General features: G+C 43.5%; 18 protein-coding genes. 15 read left to right on the top strand and 3 right to left on the bottom strand.

The window, feature by feature from the left end; all coding sequences use genetic code 11:
* From B9J87_RS08720 to rplI, 5 genes are all read left to right on the top strand, one after another.
* On the top strand, positions 1-424 hold a 424-nt coding region (locus B9J87_RS08720; protein WP_141201558.1), incomplete at its 5' end, for an IS4 family transposase.
* Between the two features lie 183 nt (positions 425-607).
* Complete coding sequence (gene rpsF / locus B9J87_RS08715) at positions 608-976, top strand: 30S ribosomal protein S6 (protein WP_013857919.1); 369 nt, start codon at positions 608-610, stop codon at positions 974-976.
* A gap of 8 nt (positions 977-984) precedes the next feature.
* Complete coding sequence (gene priB / locus B9J87_RS08710) at positions 985-1,287, top strand: primosomal replication protein N (protein ID WP_026027846.1); 303 nt, start codon at positions 985-987, stop codon at positions 1,285-1,287.
* Between the two features lie 16 nt (positions 1,288-1,303).
* Positions 1,304-1,531, top strand: a complete 228-nt coding sequence (gene rpsR, locus B9J87_RS08705) for a 30S ribosomal protein S18 (protein ID WP_000090472.1) — start codon at positions 1,304-1,306, stop codon at positions 1,529-1,531.
* A gap of 33 nt (positions 1,532-1,564) precedes the next feature.
* Entirely contained in the window at positions 1,565-2,014 is a 450-nt protein-coding gene (gene rplI, locus B9J87_RS08700) for a 50S ribosomal protein L9 (RefSeq protein WP_013857917.1), read from the top strand.
* 64 nt (positions 2,015-2,078) lie between these two features.
* On the opposite strand, the gene B9J87_RS08695 is transcribed toward rplI, so the two are convergent.
* Entirely contained in the window at positions 2,079-2,843 is a 765-nt protein-coding gene (locus B9J87_RS08695) for a DUF481 domain-containing protein (protein WP_094150247.1), read from the bottom strand.
* A gap of 175 nt (positions 2,844-3,018) precedes the next feature.
* On the opposite strand from B9J87_RS08695, the gene B9J87_RS08690 reads away from it, so the two are divergent.
* The 3 genes from B9J87_RS08690 (at position 3,019) to pgi (ending at position 7,386) form a co-directional block, all read left to right on the top strand.
* Positions 3,019-4,425, top strand: coding sequence for a replicative DNA helicase (locus tag B9J87_RS08690; protein WP_013857915.1), 1,407 nt, complete (start codon positions 3,019-3,021; stop codon positions 4,423-4,425).
* Positions 4,426-4,438: 13 nt separating this feature from the next.
* Positions 4,439-5,512 (top strand): alanine racemase, encoded by a 1,074-nt coding sequence (alr, locus tag B9J87_RS08685; protein ID WP_197056815.1) that lies wholly within the window; start codon positions 4,439-4,441, stop codon positions 5,510-5,512.
* Between the two features lie 221 nt (positions 5,513-5,733).
* Complete coding sequence (gene pgi, locus B9J87_RS08680) at positions 5,734-7,386, top strand: glucose-6-phosphate isomerase (protein ID WP_088720748.1); 1,653 nt, start codon at positions 5,734-5,736, stop codon at positions 7,384-7,386.
* 96 nt (positions 7,387-7,482) lie between these two features.
* Here pgi and B9J87_RS08675 read toward each other — a convergent pair whose 3' ends face one another.
* Both B9J87_RS08675 and zur read right to left on the bottom strand, forming a co-directional pair.
* Positions 7,483-7,944 (bottom strand): chemotaxis protein CheX, encoded by a 462-nt coding sequence (locus B9J87_RS08675; protein ID WP_017043302.1) that lies wholly within the window; start codon positions 7,942-7,944, stop codon positions 7,483-7,485.
* 18 nt (positions 7,945-7,962) lie between these two features.
* Positions 7,963-8,421: a zinc uptake transcriptional repressor Zur gene (gene zur / locus B9J87_RS08670; RefSeq protein WP_017043301.1), complete on the bottom strand. Its 459-nt coding sequence runs from the start codon at positions 8,419-8,421 to the stop codon at positions 7,963-7,965.
* Between the two features lie 251 nt (positions 8,422-8,672).
* On the opposite strand from zur, the gene dusA reads away from it, so the two are divergent.
* The 7 genes from dusA (at position 8,673) to B9J87_RS08635 (ending at position 15,655) form a co-directional block, all read left to right on the top strand.
* Complete coding sequence (dusA, locus tag B9J87_RS08665; RefSeq protein WP_094150244.1) at positions 8,673-9,653, top strand: tRNA dihydrouridine(20/20a) synthase DusA; 981 nt, start codon at positions 8,673-8,675, stop codon at positions 9,651-9,653.
* A gap of 211 nt (positions 9,654-9,864) precedes the next feature.
* On the top strand, positions 9,865-10,074 hold the full coding sequence (gene pspG, locus B9J87_RS08660) for an envelope stress response protein PspG (RefSeq protein WP_026027454.1): 210 nt from the start codon (positions 9,865-9,867) through the stop codon (positions 10,072-10,074).
* Between the two features lie 99 nt (positions 10,075-10,173).
* Entirely contained in the window at positions 10,174-10,830 is a 657-nt protein-coding gene (locus B9J87_RS08655; protein WP_019282801.1) for a TIGR04219 family outer membrane beta-barrel protein, read from the top strand.
* A gap of 166 nt (positions 10,831-10,996) precedes the next feature.
* Positions 10,997-11,227: a hypothetical protein gene (locus B9J87_RS08650; RefSeq protein WP_038149123.1), complete on the top strand. Its 231-nt coding sequence runs from the start codon at positions 10,997-10,999 to the stop codon at positions 11,225-11,227.
* Positions 11,228-11,323: 96 nt separating this feature from the next.
* Positions 11,324-13,177, top strand: coding sequence for an assimilatory sulfite reductase (NADPH) flavoprotein subunit (locus tag B9J87_RS08645; protein ID WP_094150240.1), 1,854 nt, complete (start codon positions 11,324-11,326; stop codon positions 13,175-13,177).
* The gene (gene cysI / locus B9J87_RS08640) at positions 13,177-14,910 is read left to right on the top strand and encodes an assimilatory sulfite reductase (NADPH) hemoprotein subunit (protein ID WP_088720751.1); all 1,734 of its coding nucleotides are present in this window, start codon (positions 13,177-13,179) and stop codon (positions 14,908-14,910) included. The genes B9J87_RS08645 and cysI overlap by 1 nt, the downstream gene beginning before the upstream one ends.
* On the top strand, positions 14,903-15,655 hold the full coding sequence (locus tag B9J87_RS08635) for a phosphoadenylyl-sulfate reductase (protein WP_094150237.1): 753 nt from the start codon (positions 14,903-14,905) through the stop codon (positions 15,653-15,655). Before cysI ends, B9J87_RS08635 begins: the two co-directional genes overlap by 8 nt.
* Positions 15,656-15,791 lie beyond the last annotated feature (136 nt).

Raw genomic sequence — 15,791 nt, 5'->3', positions numbered from 1 at the left:
GCGCTGGCTAATTGAAGATTTTCATAAAGTCTGGAAAAGTGAAGGCACTCAAGTCGAGCAATTGAGAATGCAAAGCAAAGATAACTTAGAAAGGCTCAGCGTTATTCTGGCTTTTATCGCGACTCGGTTGCTCCAGTTGAGATTTATGAATGAATCAGATGAGTTATCTAAGAGCAGTTGTGAGCCGATATTAAAAGGCAAAGCATGGAAGCTAATGTGGCTAAAGCTAGAAAGAAAAGGGCTACCGAAGGAAGCTCCGGACATATCATGGGCTTACAGAGGTATTGCTCGATTAGGGGGTTGGAAGAATACAAAGCGAACGGGTCGTGCTTCTATAAAGACATTATGGCAAGGATGGTTTAGGTTACAAACCATCCTTGAAGGGTATGAACTGGCTAAGTCTCTTGATTCACCAGACTTGTGATCAAGAGACAGGCTTAGGCTTCCCTTTTTGTTTGATGTGACCCTTAGTACATTTCCCTTGCTAATCCTGCTTCGTTTCTGTACTATTTGCCGTCCTTAATTCTCGGTCTTTTTTTTTCGTTCCTTGCTTCCTATGGACGACCGAGCCAAACCTGGAAGCTGAATAATCCGTAAGGAGCAACCGATGCGTCATTATGAAATCGTATTCATGGTGCACCCAGATCAAAGCGAGCAAGTTGCTGGCATGATCGAGCGTTACACTGGTTCTATCACTGAAACTGGCGGTACTATCCACCGTCTAGAAGATTGGGGTCGTCGTCAAATGGCTTACCCAATCAACAAGCTTCACAAAGCTCACTACGTTCTTATGAACGTTGAAGCTGACCAAGCTGTGATTGATGAGCTAGAAACTGCTTTCCGTTTTAACGATGCAGTTCTACGTAACATGATCATGCGTACTAAAGCTGCTATCACCGAGCCATCAATCATGCTGAAAGCTAAAGAAGAGCGTTCTAAGCGTGATGAAACTCGTTTCGATGCAGACGCTGAGTAATTGATTTGATGACCAATCGGATGGAGTTGAGTGGCACTGTCGCAAAACCTCCCATTCGAAGCCAAAGTCCTGCGGGTATTGAACATTGCCGTTTCTGGCTTGAACATCGCTCAACAGTGATAGAAGCTGATTTACCGAGACAAGTCTATTGTCGTATGCCGGTAGTTGTCAGTGGGCAGAGGTCAACGAATCTCACTCAACACTTAGTACAAGGCAGCACCATAACCGTAAGTGGCTTTGTCGCTTACCAAACTAGCCATAATGGCGTAGGTAAATTGGTGCTACATGCCGACCACATTACTCAAATTTAAGATCAGGAGATAGCCCATGGCTCGTTTCTTCCGTCGTCGTAAATTCTGCCGTTTCACTGCAGAAGGCGTACAAGAGATTGATTACAAAGATGTAGCAACTCTTAAAAACTACATAACTGAAGCTGGTAAAATCGTACCTAGCCGTATCACTGGTACTAGCGCTAAATACCAACGTCAGCTAGCTCGTGCAATTAAGCGTTCTCGCTACCTAGCTCTATTGCCATACACTGATAAACATCAGTAATTGGCACCGTTTATTAAGAAAGAGGATTAATCAATGCAAGTTATTCTACTTGATAAAATCGGTAACCTAGGCAGCCTTGGCGACACTGTAAGCGTGAAATCTGGTTATGCTCGTAACTTCCTTATCCCACAAGGTAAGGCTGTAATGGCAACTAAATCTAACGTTGAAATGTTTGAAACTCGTCGTGCTGAACTTGAAGCTAAAGTTGCTGAGCAACTTGTTGCATCTCAAGCTCGTGCTGAACAAGTTAACGCTCTTGAAGCTGTTGTTATTACTTCTAAAGCAGGCGATGAAGGTAAACTATTTGGTTCTATTGGTACTCGTGATATCGCTGACGCTATTACAGCGGCAGGTGTTGCAGTATCTAAGAGCGAAGTTCGTCTACCTGAAGGTGCTCTACGTAACGTAGGTTCTTTCGAAGTGAGCATCCAACTTCACTCAGAAGTGTTTGCAACTGCGAAAATTCAAATCGTTGCTGAATAATTTCAGTCTTCGGATGAATTGAAAACACCAGCCTTGGCTGGTGTTTTTTTTATCTTCAAACTACCTAGAAACGAAACTGTAAACTAAATGAAGTGACGCTATCGGCTTTACTTAGTCCTGCTGGAACCTTATCGTGGTATTGGCGAGACAAGTTCACTTTCAACGCAATCGAATCAGTAATGTGATTGGTTAAAATGAGTTCGCTATCGGTTCTGATATTACTTTCTCCTGCGACAAGAGTCAGTTCAGAGGAGATGGTTAAATTATCGAAAGTTGCCCAAACACCTTTTAAGTTACCACGAAATATGACTTCTTCGACTGTATTTGCAAATACAATATCTGTACTTGATATTTCATCTAGGTTGGGTTTTTGGTAACGAAAACCGGGCCCTATTTCAATCTCTAATAGCAATATGTCGGTATTCATCAATTGGTAACCCATTCCACCAGATAGCGTGTAGTCTTTGAAATAGGCGCTGTATTTCGAATCAACACCGTTAAAGTTTGCGTATAGATAGGCTTTTGAAGCTAACTTATAGTCACTTTGCAGCGAATAGTTTGCCTGCCGCTTATTCTCTTTTCCATTTTTATCAAGACGATACAATTTCCACTCACCATTGGTTCGATGGCGACCTGTTATGTATTCTGTCTTGACTCGTGAATTCAATGACTCTGAATCAGTATTACCTGAGTGGGCTTGGTAACCCAATTCGACTTGGCTATTCCAAGGAGAAGAAACTTCGATTTCCGTATCGTTTTTAAGATCCTCATTAGCATAAGCTGCACTCATCGCGAACAGGCTAAAACTAAGAAACCAAATTTTGGACACGAAGCACCCCTAAAGTGAATAAAAAATAGTGGGCGAAATAGTAGGTGTAGGGCGGTTCTGTTTGGTCAGCATGAGGTTAATTCTCTACGAGATAAACACAAAGTTTCGTTTACATAATTACAAATGATCTATTCTGGCTATAATGGTCGGTCATTAGATAGTATTGAGCGAAGTCATGGCTGCACCACGAACAGATCAACGAAATCGTAAACCGTTTGACGCACAAGTCGACGCAATTAAAGTTCCTCCACATTCGATCGAAGCTGAGCAATCAGTGATTGGAGGCTTGCTATTGGATAACGAACGTTGGGATACGGTGGCTGAGCGTGTGGTCAGCAAAGACTTCTATAGCCGTGCGCATCGTTTAATTTTTGATGCAGCTAAATCTATTTTGGAAGCCAGTAAGCCGCTCGATCTTATTACATTATCTGAGTATCTTGAGCGTCGCGAACAGTTGGAAGATGTCGGCGGTTTTGCCTATTTAGCAGACTTGGCGAAAAATACGCCCAGTGCGGCTAATATTAATGCTTATGCTGAAATCGTAGCGGAGCGAGCGTTGGTGCGTAACCTTATCGGTGTTGCCAATGAGATTGCGGATGCAGGTTATGATCCGCAAGGGCGCAGTTCGGAAGATTTGCTCGATCTGGCTGAAAGTAAAGTGTTCGCCATTGCTGAGGAGCGTACCAGCGAAAATGAAGGCCCGCAGAATGTTGATTCGATTTTAGAAAGAACTTTAGAGCGTATCGAACTGCTGTATAAAACACCACAAGATGGCGTCACGGGCGTGAATACGGGGTTTGCTGATCTCAATAAGAAAACGGCTGGTTTACAAGGTTCTGATTTGATCATTGTGGCTGCTCGCCCTTCTATGGGTAAAACGACGTTTGCCATGAACTTGTGTGAAAACGCGGCCATGGAGCAAGAAAAACCGGTTCTTATCTTCTCTCTTGAGATGCCGGCTGAACAAATTATGATGCGTATGTTGGCATCGCTTTCTCGCGTTGATCAAACCAAAATTCGTACTGGGCAGTTGGATGATGAGGATTGGGCACGAATTTCATCTACCATGGGTATTCTCATGGAAAAGAAAAATATGTACATAGATGATAGCTCAGGCCTAACGCCTACCGAGGTTCGTTCTAGAGCTCGTCGTATTGCGCGCGAGCATGGCGGTTTGTCGCTCATCATGGTCGACTACTTGCAGTTGATGCGAGTTCCTTCGCAATCAGATAACCGTACTTTAGAAATTGCGGAGATCTCTCGCTCGTTAAAAGCACTGGCTAAAGAATTGAATGTGCCCGTGGTGGCTTTATCGCAGCTTAATCGTTCATTGGAGCAGCGCGCCGATAAACGCCCAGTCAACTCCGACTTGCGTGAATCCGGTTCGATAGAACAAGATGCCGATTTGATCATGTTCATTTATCGCGACGAGGTGTATCACCCTGATAGTTCGTTAAAGGGTATCGCAGAGATTATTATAGGTAAGCAACGTAACGGCCCGATTGGTTCTGTACGGTTGACCTTCCAAGGGCAGTATTCTCGTTTTGACAACTATGCAGGCCCTGCATTTGACGATGAGTAATTTGATGAGCTACATGAAAGCGGCAACCGCCTGCATCGATCTCGATGCGTTAAAGCACAACCTACAGCGAGTAAAACAGCAGGCACCAAACAGTAAAATTATGGCGGTGGTCAAAGCAAATGGTTATGGTCATGGGCTTCGGCATGTTGCGAAACATGCACTAGGCGCGGATGCATTTGGCGTGGCGCGCATTGAAGAAGCGCTGCAACTGAGAGCGAGCGGTGTGGTAAAACCTATCTTGTTGCTTGAAGGTTTTTATTCCCCGATGGATCTTGCTGTATTGGTGACCAATAACATTCAAACCGTTGTTCATTGTGAGGAGCAGTTAGTCGCCTTAGAGCAAGCTCAATTAGATGTCCCAGTCAATGTTTGGTTGAAAATCGATAGCGGAATGCATCGTTTAGGTGTGCGCCCAGAACAATATCCCGATTTTTTAGAACGTTTGCAAGCGTGTAAAAACGTAGTGAAGCCATTGCGTTATATGAGTCATTTTGGTTGTGCCGATGAACTCGATAAATCAACCACTTCTGAGCAAATTGAGCTATTTTTAGCAATGACAAAAGGTCATGAGGGTGAAAGATCTCTTGCTGCCTCCGCTGGTTTATTAGCTTGGAAGCACAGCCAGTTAGAGTGGGTTCGCCCAGGTATTATTATGTATGGCGTTTCTCCTTTTGATGATAACTCGGCGCAAGCGCTGGGCTATCAACCTGTAATGACATTAAAATCACACTTGATCGCAGTGCGTGATGTTAAAGCGGGAGAGAGTGTCGGCTACGGTGCCACTTGGACAAGCTTGCGTGACACTAAGGTTGGTGTTATCGCAATTGGCTATGGCGATGGTTATCCTCGCACTGCACCCAATGGAACTCCGGTTGTTGTCAATGGGCGTAAAGTGCCGATTGCAGGGCGAGTTTCAATGGATATGCTTACGGTCGATCTCGGTCCACAAGCCTGCGATAAGGTGGGCGATGAGGTTATTTTATGGGGAAAAGAGCTACCAGCCGAAGAAGTGGCCTCTCACATCGGCACGATCGCTTACGAGTTAGTGACGAAACTCACTTCTCGTGTTGAGATGTCGTATCAATAAAGCCAGAGTATGCCCCCATTAGGTTTACCTGACCTAACTCAATATGAGAGCGGGTAAGCTGCGTCATAATGGCGCTCACAAAACGAATAACGACGTGTTGCCTTCCAAATATAGGCAGTCGATACCATTTTCTTTTTTTGCTCAATCGGGGATTCCATCATTTTGAAACAGAGTTTAGGAATGATAGGAATAAAACCTACTGTCACATCGGGATAGATACCATGTTGAAAAATATCAATCCAACGCAAACCAACGCTTGGAAAGCACTGACTGCGCATTTTGAATCAGCGCAAGATATGGACCTTAAATCGCTTTTTGCACAAGATGCACAACGTTTCGATAAGTTCTCGACTCGTTTTGGTTCAGATATTCTTGTTGATTACTCAAAAAATTTGATCAACGAAGAGACCTTACAGCATTTACAAGCATTGGCGAATGAGACTGAACTAAAGTCAGCCATCGACGCTATGCTGAAAGGCTGCGCGATCAACCAAACTGAAGGCCGTGCCGTACTGCACACTGCGTTACGCAACCGCAGTAACACACCGGTCATGGTTGATGGTGAAGATGTGATGCCAGCCGTGAATGCGGTACTTGAGAAGATGAAATCGTTTTCTGAACGAGTAATTTCTGGTGAATGGAAAGGCTACACAGGTAAAGCGATTACCGATATTGTCAATATTGGCATCGGTGGCTCAGACCTTGGCCCATACATGGTCACAGAAGCACTTGCACCGTATAAGAATCATCTCAATCTTCATTTCGTTTCTAACGTTGATGGAACACACATCGTTGAAACGTTGAAAAAAGTCAATCCAGAAACCACGCTATTTTTAGTGGCTTCAAAGACGTTTACTACCCAAGAAACCATGACCAATGCACATACGGCTCGTGATTGGTTCTTAGCGGAAGCAGGCGATGAAACTCATGTTGCAAAACATTTTGCGGCGCTGTCGACTAATGCGAAATCAGTCGCTGAGTTTGGTATTGATACAGACAACATGTTCGAATTTTGGGATTGGGTCGGTGGACGCTACTCACTATGGTCAGCGATTGGTCTATCCATTGTATTGGCTGTAGGCTATGACAACTTTGTGGAACTGCTGTCCGGCGCGCATGAGATGGATCAACATTTTGTGGCGACACCTTTTGAGCAAAATATTCCTGTGATCCTAGCCTTGATTGGTATTTGGTATAACAACTTCCACGGCGCCGAATCAGAAGCGATTCTGCCTTATGACCAATACTTACATCGCTTTGCCGCTTATTTCCAACAGGGCAATATGGAATCAAACGGTAAATACGTAGATCGTAACGGTCAAGCGGTAACTTACCAAACGGGTCCAATCATTTGGGGTGAGCCTGGTACTAATGGTCAACACGCCTTTTATCAATTGATCCACCAGGGAACAAAATTGATCCCGTGTGATTTTATTGCGCCAGCGCTCAGCCATAACCCAGCGGGTGATCATCACCAAAAATTGATGTCGAACTTTTTTGCTCAAACAGAAGCGTTAGCGTTTGGAAAAACGCAGCAAACCGTTGAAGCTGAGCTAAAAGCGGCGGGCAAATCAGCACAAGAAATGGCGGCAATCGCACCATTTAAAGTGTTTGAAGGAAACCGCCCAACCAACTCAATCTTAGTTAAGCAGATCACGCCACGCACTTTGGGCAACCTGATTGCGATGTACGAGCATAAAATTTTCGTACAGGGTGTTATTTGGAATATCTTCAGTTTCGATCAATGGGGCGTTGAGCTTGGTAAGCAGTTAGCAAACCAAATTCTGCCTGAGTTAGCCGACGATGCTCAAGTGAGTTCACACGACAGCTCAACCAATGGTTTGATTAACGCGTTTAAGACATTTAAAGCGTAATGCGTCAAAACCTTACTTGGATGTGAGTAAGGTTTTATCCAAATAAAAAAGGTTGATACTTAACGGTATCAACCTTTTTTTCTTTAATGAAAGAGCTTACTCGAAACAGATTTCGATAAAAGCGTTACCCCACTGAGAGGTAAACGGCATGATAATAATTGCACCTTCGCATTTATGACGAATCGTGTGGCCTTTTCCTGAGACAACAACCGGAGTTGCCATATCAAAGTCAAAACCACTCTCGGCAAGAATACGTTTAGCTCCGCCTGTCACCATGTTGGTGATTTCGCCGACCATATCTGTCACTTCTTCATTGAGACCGTTGGGGCGTTCACCTAACATATTTTGCATGATTTCCAATGCTAGACTTTCATCAAAAGTAATAGACATGGAACCGCGGCTTTGACTACCAACCATACCAATCAAGCCAGAGACATCACCACGGGCAATCTCATCTTTCTTTACACGAGGTTTCTGTGGCTTCAACTCTAATGAAGCCATCGTTTTTAACACGTTCATTAAAGAAGCTAAAAACGGGTTTACAAATTCAGCGCGCATAACCTTCTTCTACTGTTTTTATACTTTCAGACTTGAGGAACACGTTTGGCAAACACCATGAGATTCAATAACGTGATTAACGATGTTAAAACCGTGTTTCTCAGCGTTGCTTGCTAGCAAGGCTATCAGACTATCATCTTGAAGTTCAATAACATTGCCACATTTGTCACAAATTAATAGGTGTGAAAAATGCTTATTAGCATTACAAGAGCAACATGAAATAAAGCTATTTGTTGACTCCACTCTATGAATAAAGCCTTGTTCTAACAAAAAGTCCAGAGCACGATACACCGTTGGTGGTTTCGCTTGGGGCTCGCTTTGCTTTAAATCTTCAAGCAATTCATAAGCACTGGATGCTTTTTTGCTTGAACAAATCAGTTCAAACACTCTCTTTCGTTGAGAAGTTAGTCGTACTCCTCTCGCTGCGCATAGTTCTTCTATTTGTTTCGTTAGCTTGTGGTCCAAATTCATCACCATAACCATTGGACTTTAATAATAATATACTATTTCCAGATTAATAGCCTTGTAGCCTACAACATTTTCTGGAGTTAGTTAGCGATGTGATCGTTGTTTGCAACGAAAATAGTACTTAAATTACCTTATATCGATGCAAAACGATACAGAAGAAGAACTGTTGGCGCTATAAACTCGAAGCGATTACAATGCCAAACTTTGTTTTTGGCTGTAAGTTTAGCCATTGAAACTGACTGAATTGGGATATCTAAATCATGACTCACCCTTGTAAGCTATCAGTAGCCCCTATGCTCGATTGGACAGATCGCCACTGCCGATACTTTCATCGCTTGCTGTCCTCGCAAACGTTACTGTATACCGAGATGGTCACGACAGGCGCGATCATTCATGGTAAAGGGGACTTCTTGGCTTACAACGAGGAGGAACACCCAGTAGCGTTACAATTGGGTGGTTCAAATCCACAAGATCTCGCTCATTGTGCCAAACTCGCCCAGCAGTATGGGTATGATGAAGTTAACCTCAATGTGGGTTGTCCGTCCGATCGCGTCCAGAATGGTCGTTTTGGTGCTTGTTTAATGGCTGAGCCGCAACTGGTGGCGGATTGCGTTGCAGCGATGAAATCAGTAGTTGATATTCCGGTAACCGTGAAGACGCGCATTGGTATTGATGACATGGATTCTTATGAATTTTTGACTGATTTTATTTCATTGGTATCAGAGAAAGGGGGCTGTGAACAGTTTACTATTCATGCGCGTAAGGCGTGGCTTAGTGGTTTGAGCCCAAAAGAGAACCGTGAAATACCGCCGTTAGATTACTCACGGGCATATCAGCTGAAAAAAGATTTCCCACATTTAGTCATTGCTGTGAATGGCGGTGTCAAAACCTTAGCTGAAGTCAGTGAGCATTTACAGCATCTTGACGGCGTAATGATTGGACGGGAAGCTTATCAAAGCCCTTATTTGTTGGCGGAAGTGGATCAGACCATTTTTGGTATGGATACGCCGATTAAAAAACGTTCTCAAATTATTGAAGAGATGTTTCCTTATATTGAACGTCAATTAGCTCAGGGGTCTTACCTTGGCCATATTACCCGCCATATGTTAGGTATGTTCCAAAATATGGCAGGTGCTCGTCAATGGCGACGTTATATCAGTGAGAATGCGCATAAGCCAGGTGCGGGAATTGAAGTCGTGCAAGCGGCATTAGCAAAAATTCCGAAAGAGTTGAATGTGTAAAAATTACCAACTTAAGTGGTGATTTTTACCAATAATAGAAAGGCTAAATGACTCGGTGTTATTTGGCTTTTTTTATTGAAATAAATATTGCTTTTCAAGTGCTTGATTGGCCAAGAAACTGTGATTTTTTTAGTCTTGACTTGAAATCAGAGGTGGTAATGACAAGTTGGCTCGATATCTGCTAGTGGTAAGAGAAACGGAGGAAAACATCATGTTTGAACTTATTTTCTTATTGGTTTTTATTGCAACTTTATTGGCGACAGGCATCACTTTGGCGACTGTGTTTATTGCGACGGTCATGGGCTTTATAGTATTGGCATTACTAGGCATGATTGGAGTGATGTTTAAGCTACTACCTTGGATCATTGTGATTGTTTTGGGGGTCTGGTTCTTCCGTCATGTGGTGTACACCCCTCGCTAATGTGGCAGTCAACGAAACGTTAACTCACTTCAGGAATATGCTACTATCGCGTTCAATTAAGAACATGAATTAGTAGCGAATAAATAGGGAGCAATAGGGATGAATAAACCAATTTGGTTAGCGTTGGTCAGTGTGGCAATGATGATGTCAACCGCATCGGTTCAAGCAGAATCATTTTATCGTGGAGAAGTTGGCGCTGACATGTGGTGGGGCAGCACTAAAATCGACAATACTCGTCGTGATGATGTGAAGACACCTTCAATCCACGTTGCTTTTGAGCATCAGCTACCTTATTTGCCCAATGCGAGTATTCGTTATACTACGCTTGAGGCGGATTATGCATCCTTTGATAAGTACGACTATACCTTGTATTACAATCTGTTAGAGCGACAGTTAATGTCGTTCGATGCGGGTGTTACATTCACTCAATATAGTGGTTCTCAGTATCAAGCACCAGATAGCTTGAAGTACAGTTTTGATAAGACGACTTTTAACTGGTATGCCTATGCCACAATTAAAATTCCCAATACCCAAGTTGATGTGATTGGGCAGTTTGATTTTGGTGATAGTGGCGGAATTAAAAGCGCAGATGTACTAGCGGGTTTGCAGTATTCCATACCTATTCGTGCTGGCAATGTCGCATTGCGTGGCGGCTATCGTGTGATTGATCTTGAATTCACCGAACTTGACCCAAAAACGAAAAACTCATTTGTCTTTGTTGATGGTTGGTTCTTAGGGGCTGAATTTCAATTTTAAGTATCGATTCGATACTTACGCGCTAAATGCATTTTCCATAAAACGCCACCTCTGCAAGGTGGCGTTTTTTATAACTGATAATTATATTATTGCGCAATTTCTTAGCAGAATAAGCAAAATGTACCATGCTTAATTCACGAGTGAATAATGTGAAAATGGTGTGGTGATGACGATTACCGAGTTAAGGGACTTGTATCGTGAGAACAAGCTTATCGAAGCCATTATTGAACCTTCTTTCCAAGAAGGGCATTGGATAGTCGAGTTTCGGCATTGCCGTGGTGGGTTCGTGCTATTAACCGATTCTCAGGGTGACGAATGCCAGTATACCGATCTGGATCTTGCCTCTAAATCGGCTATGGAGGTGGGTTTTAAGCAAGTTCGAGTCGAGTCTAAATGAGAGAATTAAGCGTAATGCCTACTTCCAAAAAGTTATAAAACATACTTATCTATTCTTTCTTGTTATTAAAGAGAGTGGTTAATCTATTGTCACGCAATGAATAGGGAAGTCGTGACCATGTCTTCAGGAAATACCATACCCCAAGAGCTAGCCAGTTTAGCTAGCCCACTCAATGACGCGCAACTGAACGGATTGCAGCGTACTATTTCAGAACTTTCCCCGCAGCAGCTTGCTTGGGTTAGCGGATATTTTTGGGGCCTCAGTCAGTCTCAAGCATCAAGCATTTCTACTTCCAGCTCACAAGCAGCCACTTTAGTATCAACGGAGCCTGCGACTCAATTAACCATTATTTTCGCTTCTCAAACAGGCAATGCAAAAGGCCTTGCTGAAGGATTGGAAAGAGAAGCTCAGGCTGCCGGTATCGCGGTTCAATTATTCGATGCGAGTGATTACAAAGGCAAAGATCTTGCGAAAGAAACGCATGTTATTTTTGTTGCATCGACCAATGGCGAGGGCGAAGCCCCTGACAATGCATTAGCGCTGCATGAATTTTTACAATCCAAGAAAGCGCCGAAATTACCTCACTTGCAATATGGTGTGATTGGCTTAGGTGACTCCAGTTATGAATTTTTCTGCCAAACGGGTAAAGATTTTGATGCATTTTTAGAGCAGCTTGGTGCCAAACGTTTTATTGAGCGAGTGGATTGCGACGTTGATTACGAACATCAAGCCGCCGAGTGGAAAGCCAAAGCATTAGCAGTGGTAAAAGAAGCTTTTGCAAGTACGCCTGCGCAAGTTGTGCAATTACCCGTGAGTCAAACCACGAGTCATCTATCTCAATACAGTAAGCAAAATCCTTACAGTGCGACTTTACTGACGAGTCAAAAAATTACTGGGCGAGATTCAGGAAAAGAGGTGCGCCACATTGAAATTGACTTGGGTGAGTCAGGTATAACGTATCAGTCTGGGGATGCGCTTGGAGTATGGTATGAAAACGATACAGAGTTAGTCAATGCCGTGTTATCTGCGACTGGGCTATCGGGTGTCGAAAGTGTTGACGTCGATGGCGAAAGTTTATCCATCCATAGTGCTTTAATGCATAAATATGAAATTACGGCTGCAAATCCTCAGATGGTGACCAAGTTTGCTGAGTTATCTGGTTGTACGAAACTGCTTGAGCTGGTGGAGGATAAAGAGAAGCTCAGATTGTACGCGAGCCATCATCAAGTGATTGATGTACTGCGAGAGAAGCAAACTAAACTGACGGCCCAAGCGCTACTCTCTTTATTACGTCGTTTAACGCCGCGTCTTTATTCTATCGCATCAAGTCAAAGCGAAGTTGAAGATGAAGTGCATCTTACCGTCAGCATTGTTCAGTATACACACCAAGATGAGCACCGTTTTGGGGGAGCGTCCAGTTATCTTGGCCAGCGCTTAGAAGAGGGCGACAAGGTAAAGGTTTTCATTGAACACAATAATAATTTCAAACTACCTCAAGATGATAACGTGCCTATTATCATGATTGGTCCTGGCACCGGAATTGCGCCATTTCGTAGCTTTATTCAAGAGCGTGATAACCGTGAAGCAAAAGGAAAAAACTGGCTGTTTTTTGGTGATCGTACATTTACTCAAGATTTTCTCTATCAAGTTGAGTGGCAAAAATATCTGAAATCCGGTGTGCTGAGTCGTCTAGATGTGGCGTTTAGCCGTGATCAGCATGAGAAAGTCTACGTTCAGCATCGATTACTTGAACAATCCGAACTGGTCTGGCAATGGATTCAAAACGGTGCGTATCTTTATGTCTGTGGTGATGCAACGCACATGGCGAAAGATGTGCATGATGCACTAATTGTTATTGCACAGCAGCAAGGTGGGTTATCACGTGAACAGGCAGAGACATATATCAACGATCTGCGCAAAGCAAAACGTTATCAAAGGGATGTGTACTAATGAGCACCAAACAACAATCTAATCATCAAGAAGTATTAGGACAAGAGCTAGGCCCATTGTCAGATAACGAGCGCTTGAAACGTGAAAGTCACTTTTTACGTGGGACGATCGAGCAAGATCTGCAAGATCACATCACAGGTGGCTTTAGTGCTGACAACTTTCAGTTGATTCGCTTTCATGGCATGTATCAACAAGACGATCGCGATATTCGTAACGAACGTGCAAAACAAAAGTTAGAACCTCTGCACAATGTGATGTTACGTGCGCGCATGCCTGGCGGGATCATCACACCGAAACAATGGCTAGCGATAGATAAATTTGCAACTGAGCACAGCCTATATGGCAGCATTCGTTTAACCACTCGCCAAACCTTTCAGTTTCATGGGGTATTGAAGCCTAACATTAAATTGATGCATCAAACGTTAAACAGCATTGGTATTGATTCGATTGCCACAGCGGGTGATGTGAACCGTAACGTACTGTGTACGTCCAATCCTGTGGAGTCTGAACTGCATCAGGAAGCTTACGAATGGGCGAAGAAGATTTCGGAACATCTGTTACCTAAAACGCGCGCTTATGCCGAAATTTGGTTGGATGGTGAAAAACTAGAAACTACAGATGAAGAGCCGATTTTAGGTAATAACTACTTACCGCGTAAGTTCAAAACGACAGTGGTTATTCCGCCCCAAAACGATGTGGATGTACATGCCAACGATTTAAACTTTGTTGCGATTGCCGAACAAGGTCGGTTAGTTGGTTTTAATGTGCTGGTGGGTGGCGGCCTAGCCATGACGCACGGTGATACTTCTACTTACCCGCGTCGTGCTGATGATTTCGGATTTATTCCTTTGGATAAAACCTTAGAAGTCGCCGCCGCTGTGGTTACGACTCAGCGTGATTGGGGAAACCGGTCTAATCGTAAAAATGCAAAAACTAAATACACACTCGATAGAGTGGGCGTCGATGTGTTCAAAGCCGAAGTTGAAAAGCGTGCTGGTATTGAGTTTGCGGTCAGCCGCCCTTACGAGCTCACAGAACGTGGTGATCGGATTGGGTGGATTGAAGGCATCGATGGTAAGCATCATTTAACACTTTTCATCGAAAATGGTCGTTTACTCGATTTCCCTGATAAACCGCTAAAGAGTGGTGTGGCAGAAATTGCTAAAATCCACCAAGGTGATTTTCGTATGACGGCCAATCAAAACCTCATCGTAGCGGGGGTACCTGCTGTACAAAAAGCTACGATTGAGCAGATTGCGCGTCAGCATGGTTTGATCAATGACAATGTGAGTGAGCAACGTAAAAATTCGATGGCGTGTGTCTCTTTCCCTACATGTCCATTAGCTATGGCTGAGGCGGAACGTTTCCTCCCTCAATTTGTAACGGATGTAGAGACGATCCTACAAAAACATGCGTTACCTAAAGAAGAAAACATTATCTTACGTGTCACAGGTTGTCCGAACGGATGTGGCCGAGCCATGTTGGCTGAAATTGGTTTAGTTGGTAAAGCTCCCGGTCGCTACAACCTACATCTTGGCGGCAATAGAGCGGGCACACGTGTGCCTAAAATGTATAAAGAAAACATTACCGATAAACAGATCCTAGAAGAAATTGACCATCTAGTCGGCCGCTGGGCGCTAGAGCGTCAATCCAATGAGGGTTTTGGCGATTTCACCATTCGCACCGGCATTATAGAAGAGGTGATCATCTCTAAGAGAGATTTCTATGCTTGAAGTACCAGTAGTTCCTAAATTGTCCGAGTTATTGGCGCTAACTAAAGTAGAGCAAACGTTACACCTTGCCCCATTAAATGCTTATCTCGAAACGTTAACAGCACAGCAGCGGGTCATGTGGGCGATTGAGAATCTAGAAGGAACCCATGCGCTTTCTTCTAGCTTTGGCATTCAAGCCGCATTGATGCTGCATCTGGTTTCTAGCGTAAAAAGTGATATACCAGTGGTATTGACGGATACGGGCTATTTATTTCCTGAAACATATCAATTTATTGACCAGCTCACGGATCACCTGAATCTCAATCTGCATATCTTCAGCGCTACGATAAGTCCATCATGGCAGGAGGCGCGTTACGGTAAACTTTGGGAACAAGGCGTTACTGGCATTGAACAATACAATCACCTTAATAAAGTAGAACCGATGCGAAGAGCGTTAGATGAACTAGATATTGGTACTTGGTTTTCTGGCCTACGCCGCGAGCAATCACAATCGCGGGCGGCATTACCTATTTTAGCGATTCAAAATGGTGTGTTTAAATTCCTACCTGTGATTGATTGGACAAATAAAGATGTACATTATTATCTGCAAGAAAATCACCTGCCGTATCATCCATTGTGGGAGCAAGGTTACCTTTCAGTTGGTGACACTCATACCACTCGTAAATGGGAACCGGGAATGAATGAAGAAGAAACGCGTTTCTTCGGCTTAAAAAGAGAGTGTGGTCTTCATGAAGAGAATAACTAAGGAGATGATGCAGGTATTTAATCTTCTATATAGTTTAAAAAAGAAATGAGTGAAACGGAAAAAGCGTCTGAAGGCGCTTTTTCTACGTTTGAAAAGATAAAAATTACAGCTAATGTGTATAACTCTGTGGGTAACA

The organism is Vibrio sp. V19_P1S1T109 (assembly GCF_002241375.1).
GTDB lineage: Bacteria > Pseudomonadota > Gammaproteobacteria > Enterobacterales > Vibrionaceae > Vibrio > Vibrio anguillarum.
This window is presented reverse-complemented; position numbering and strand designations above follow the sequence as displayed.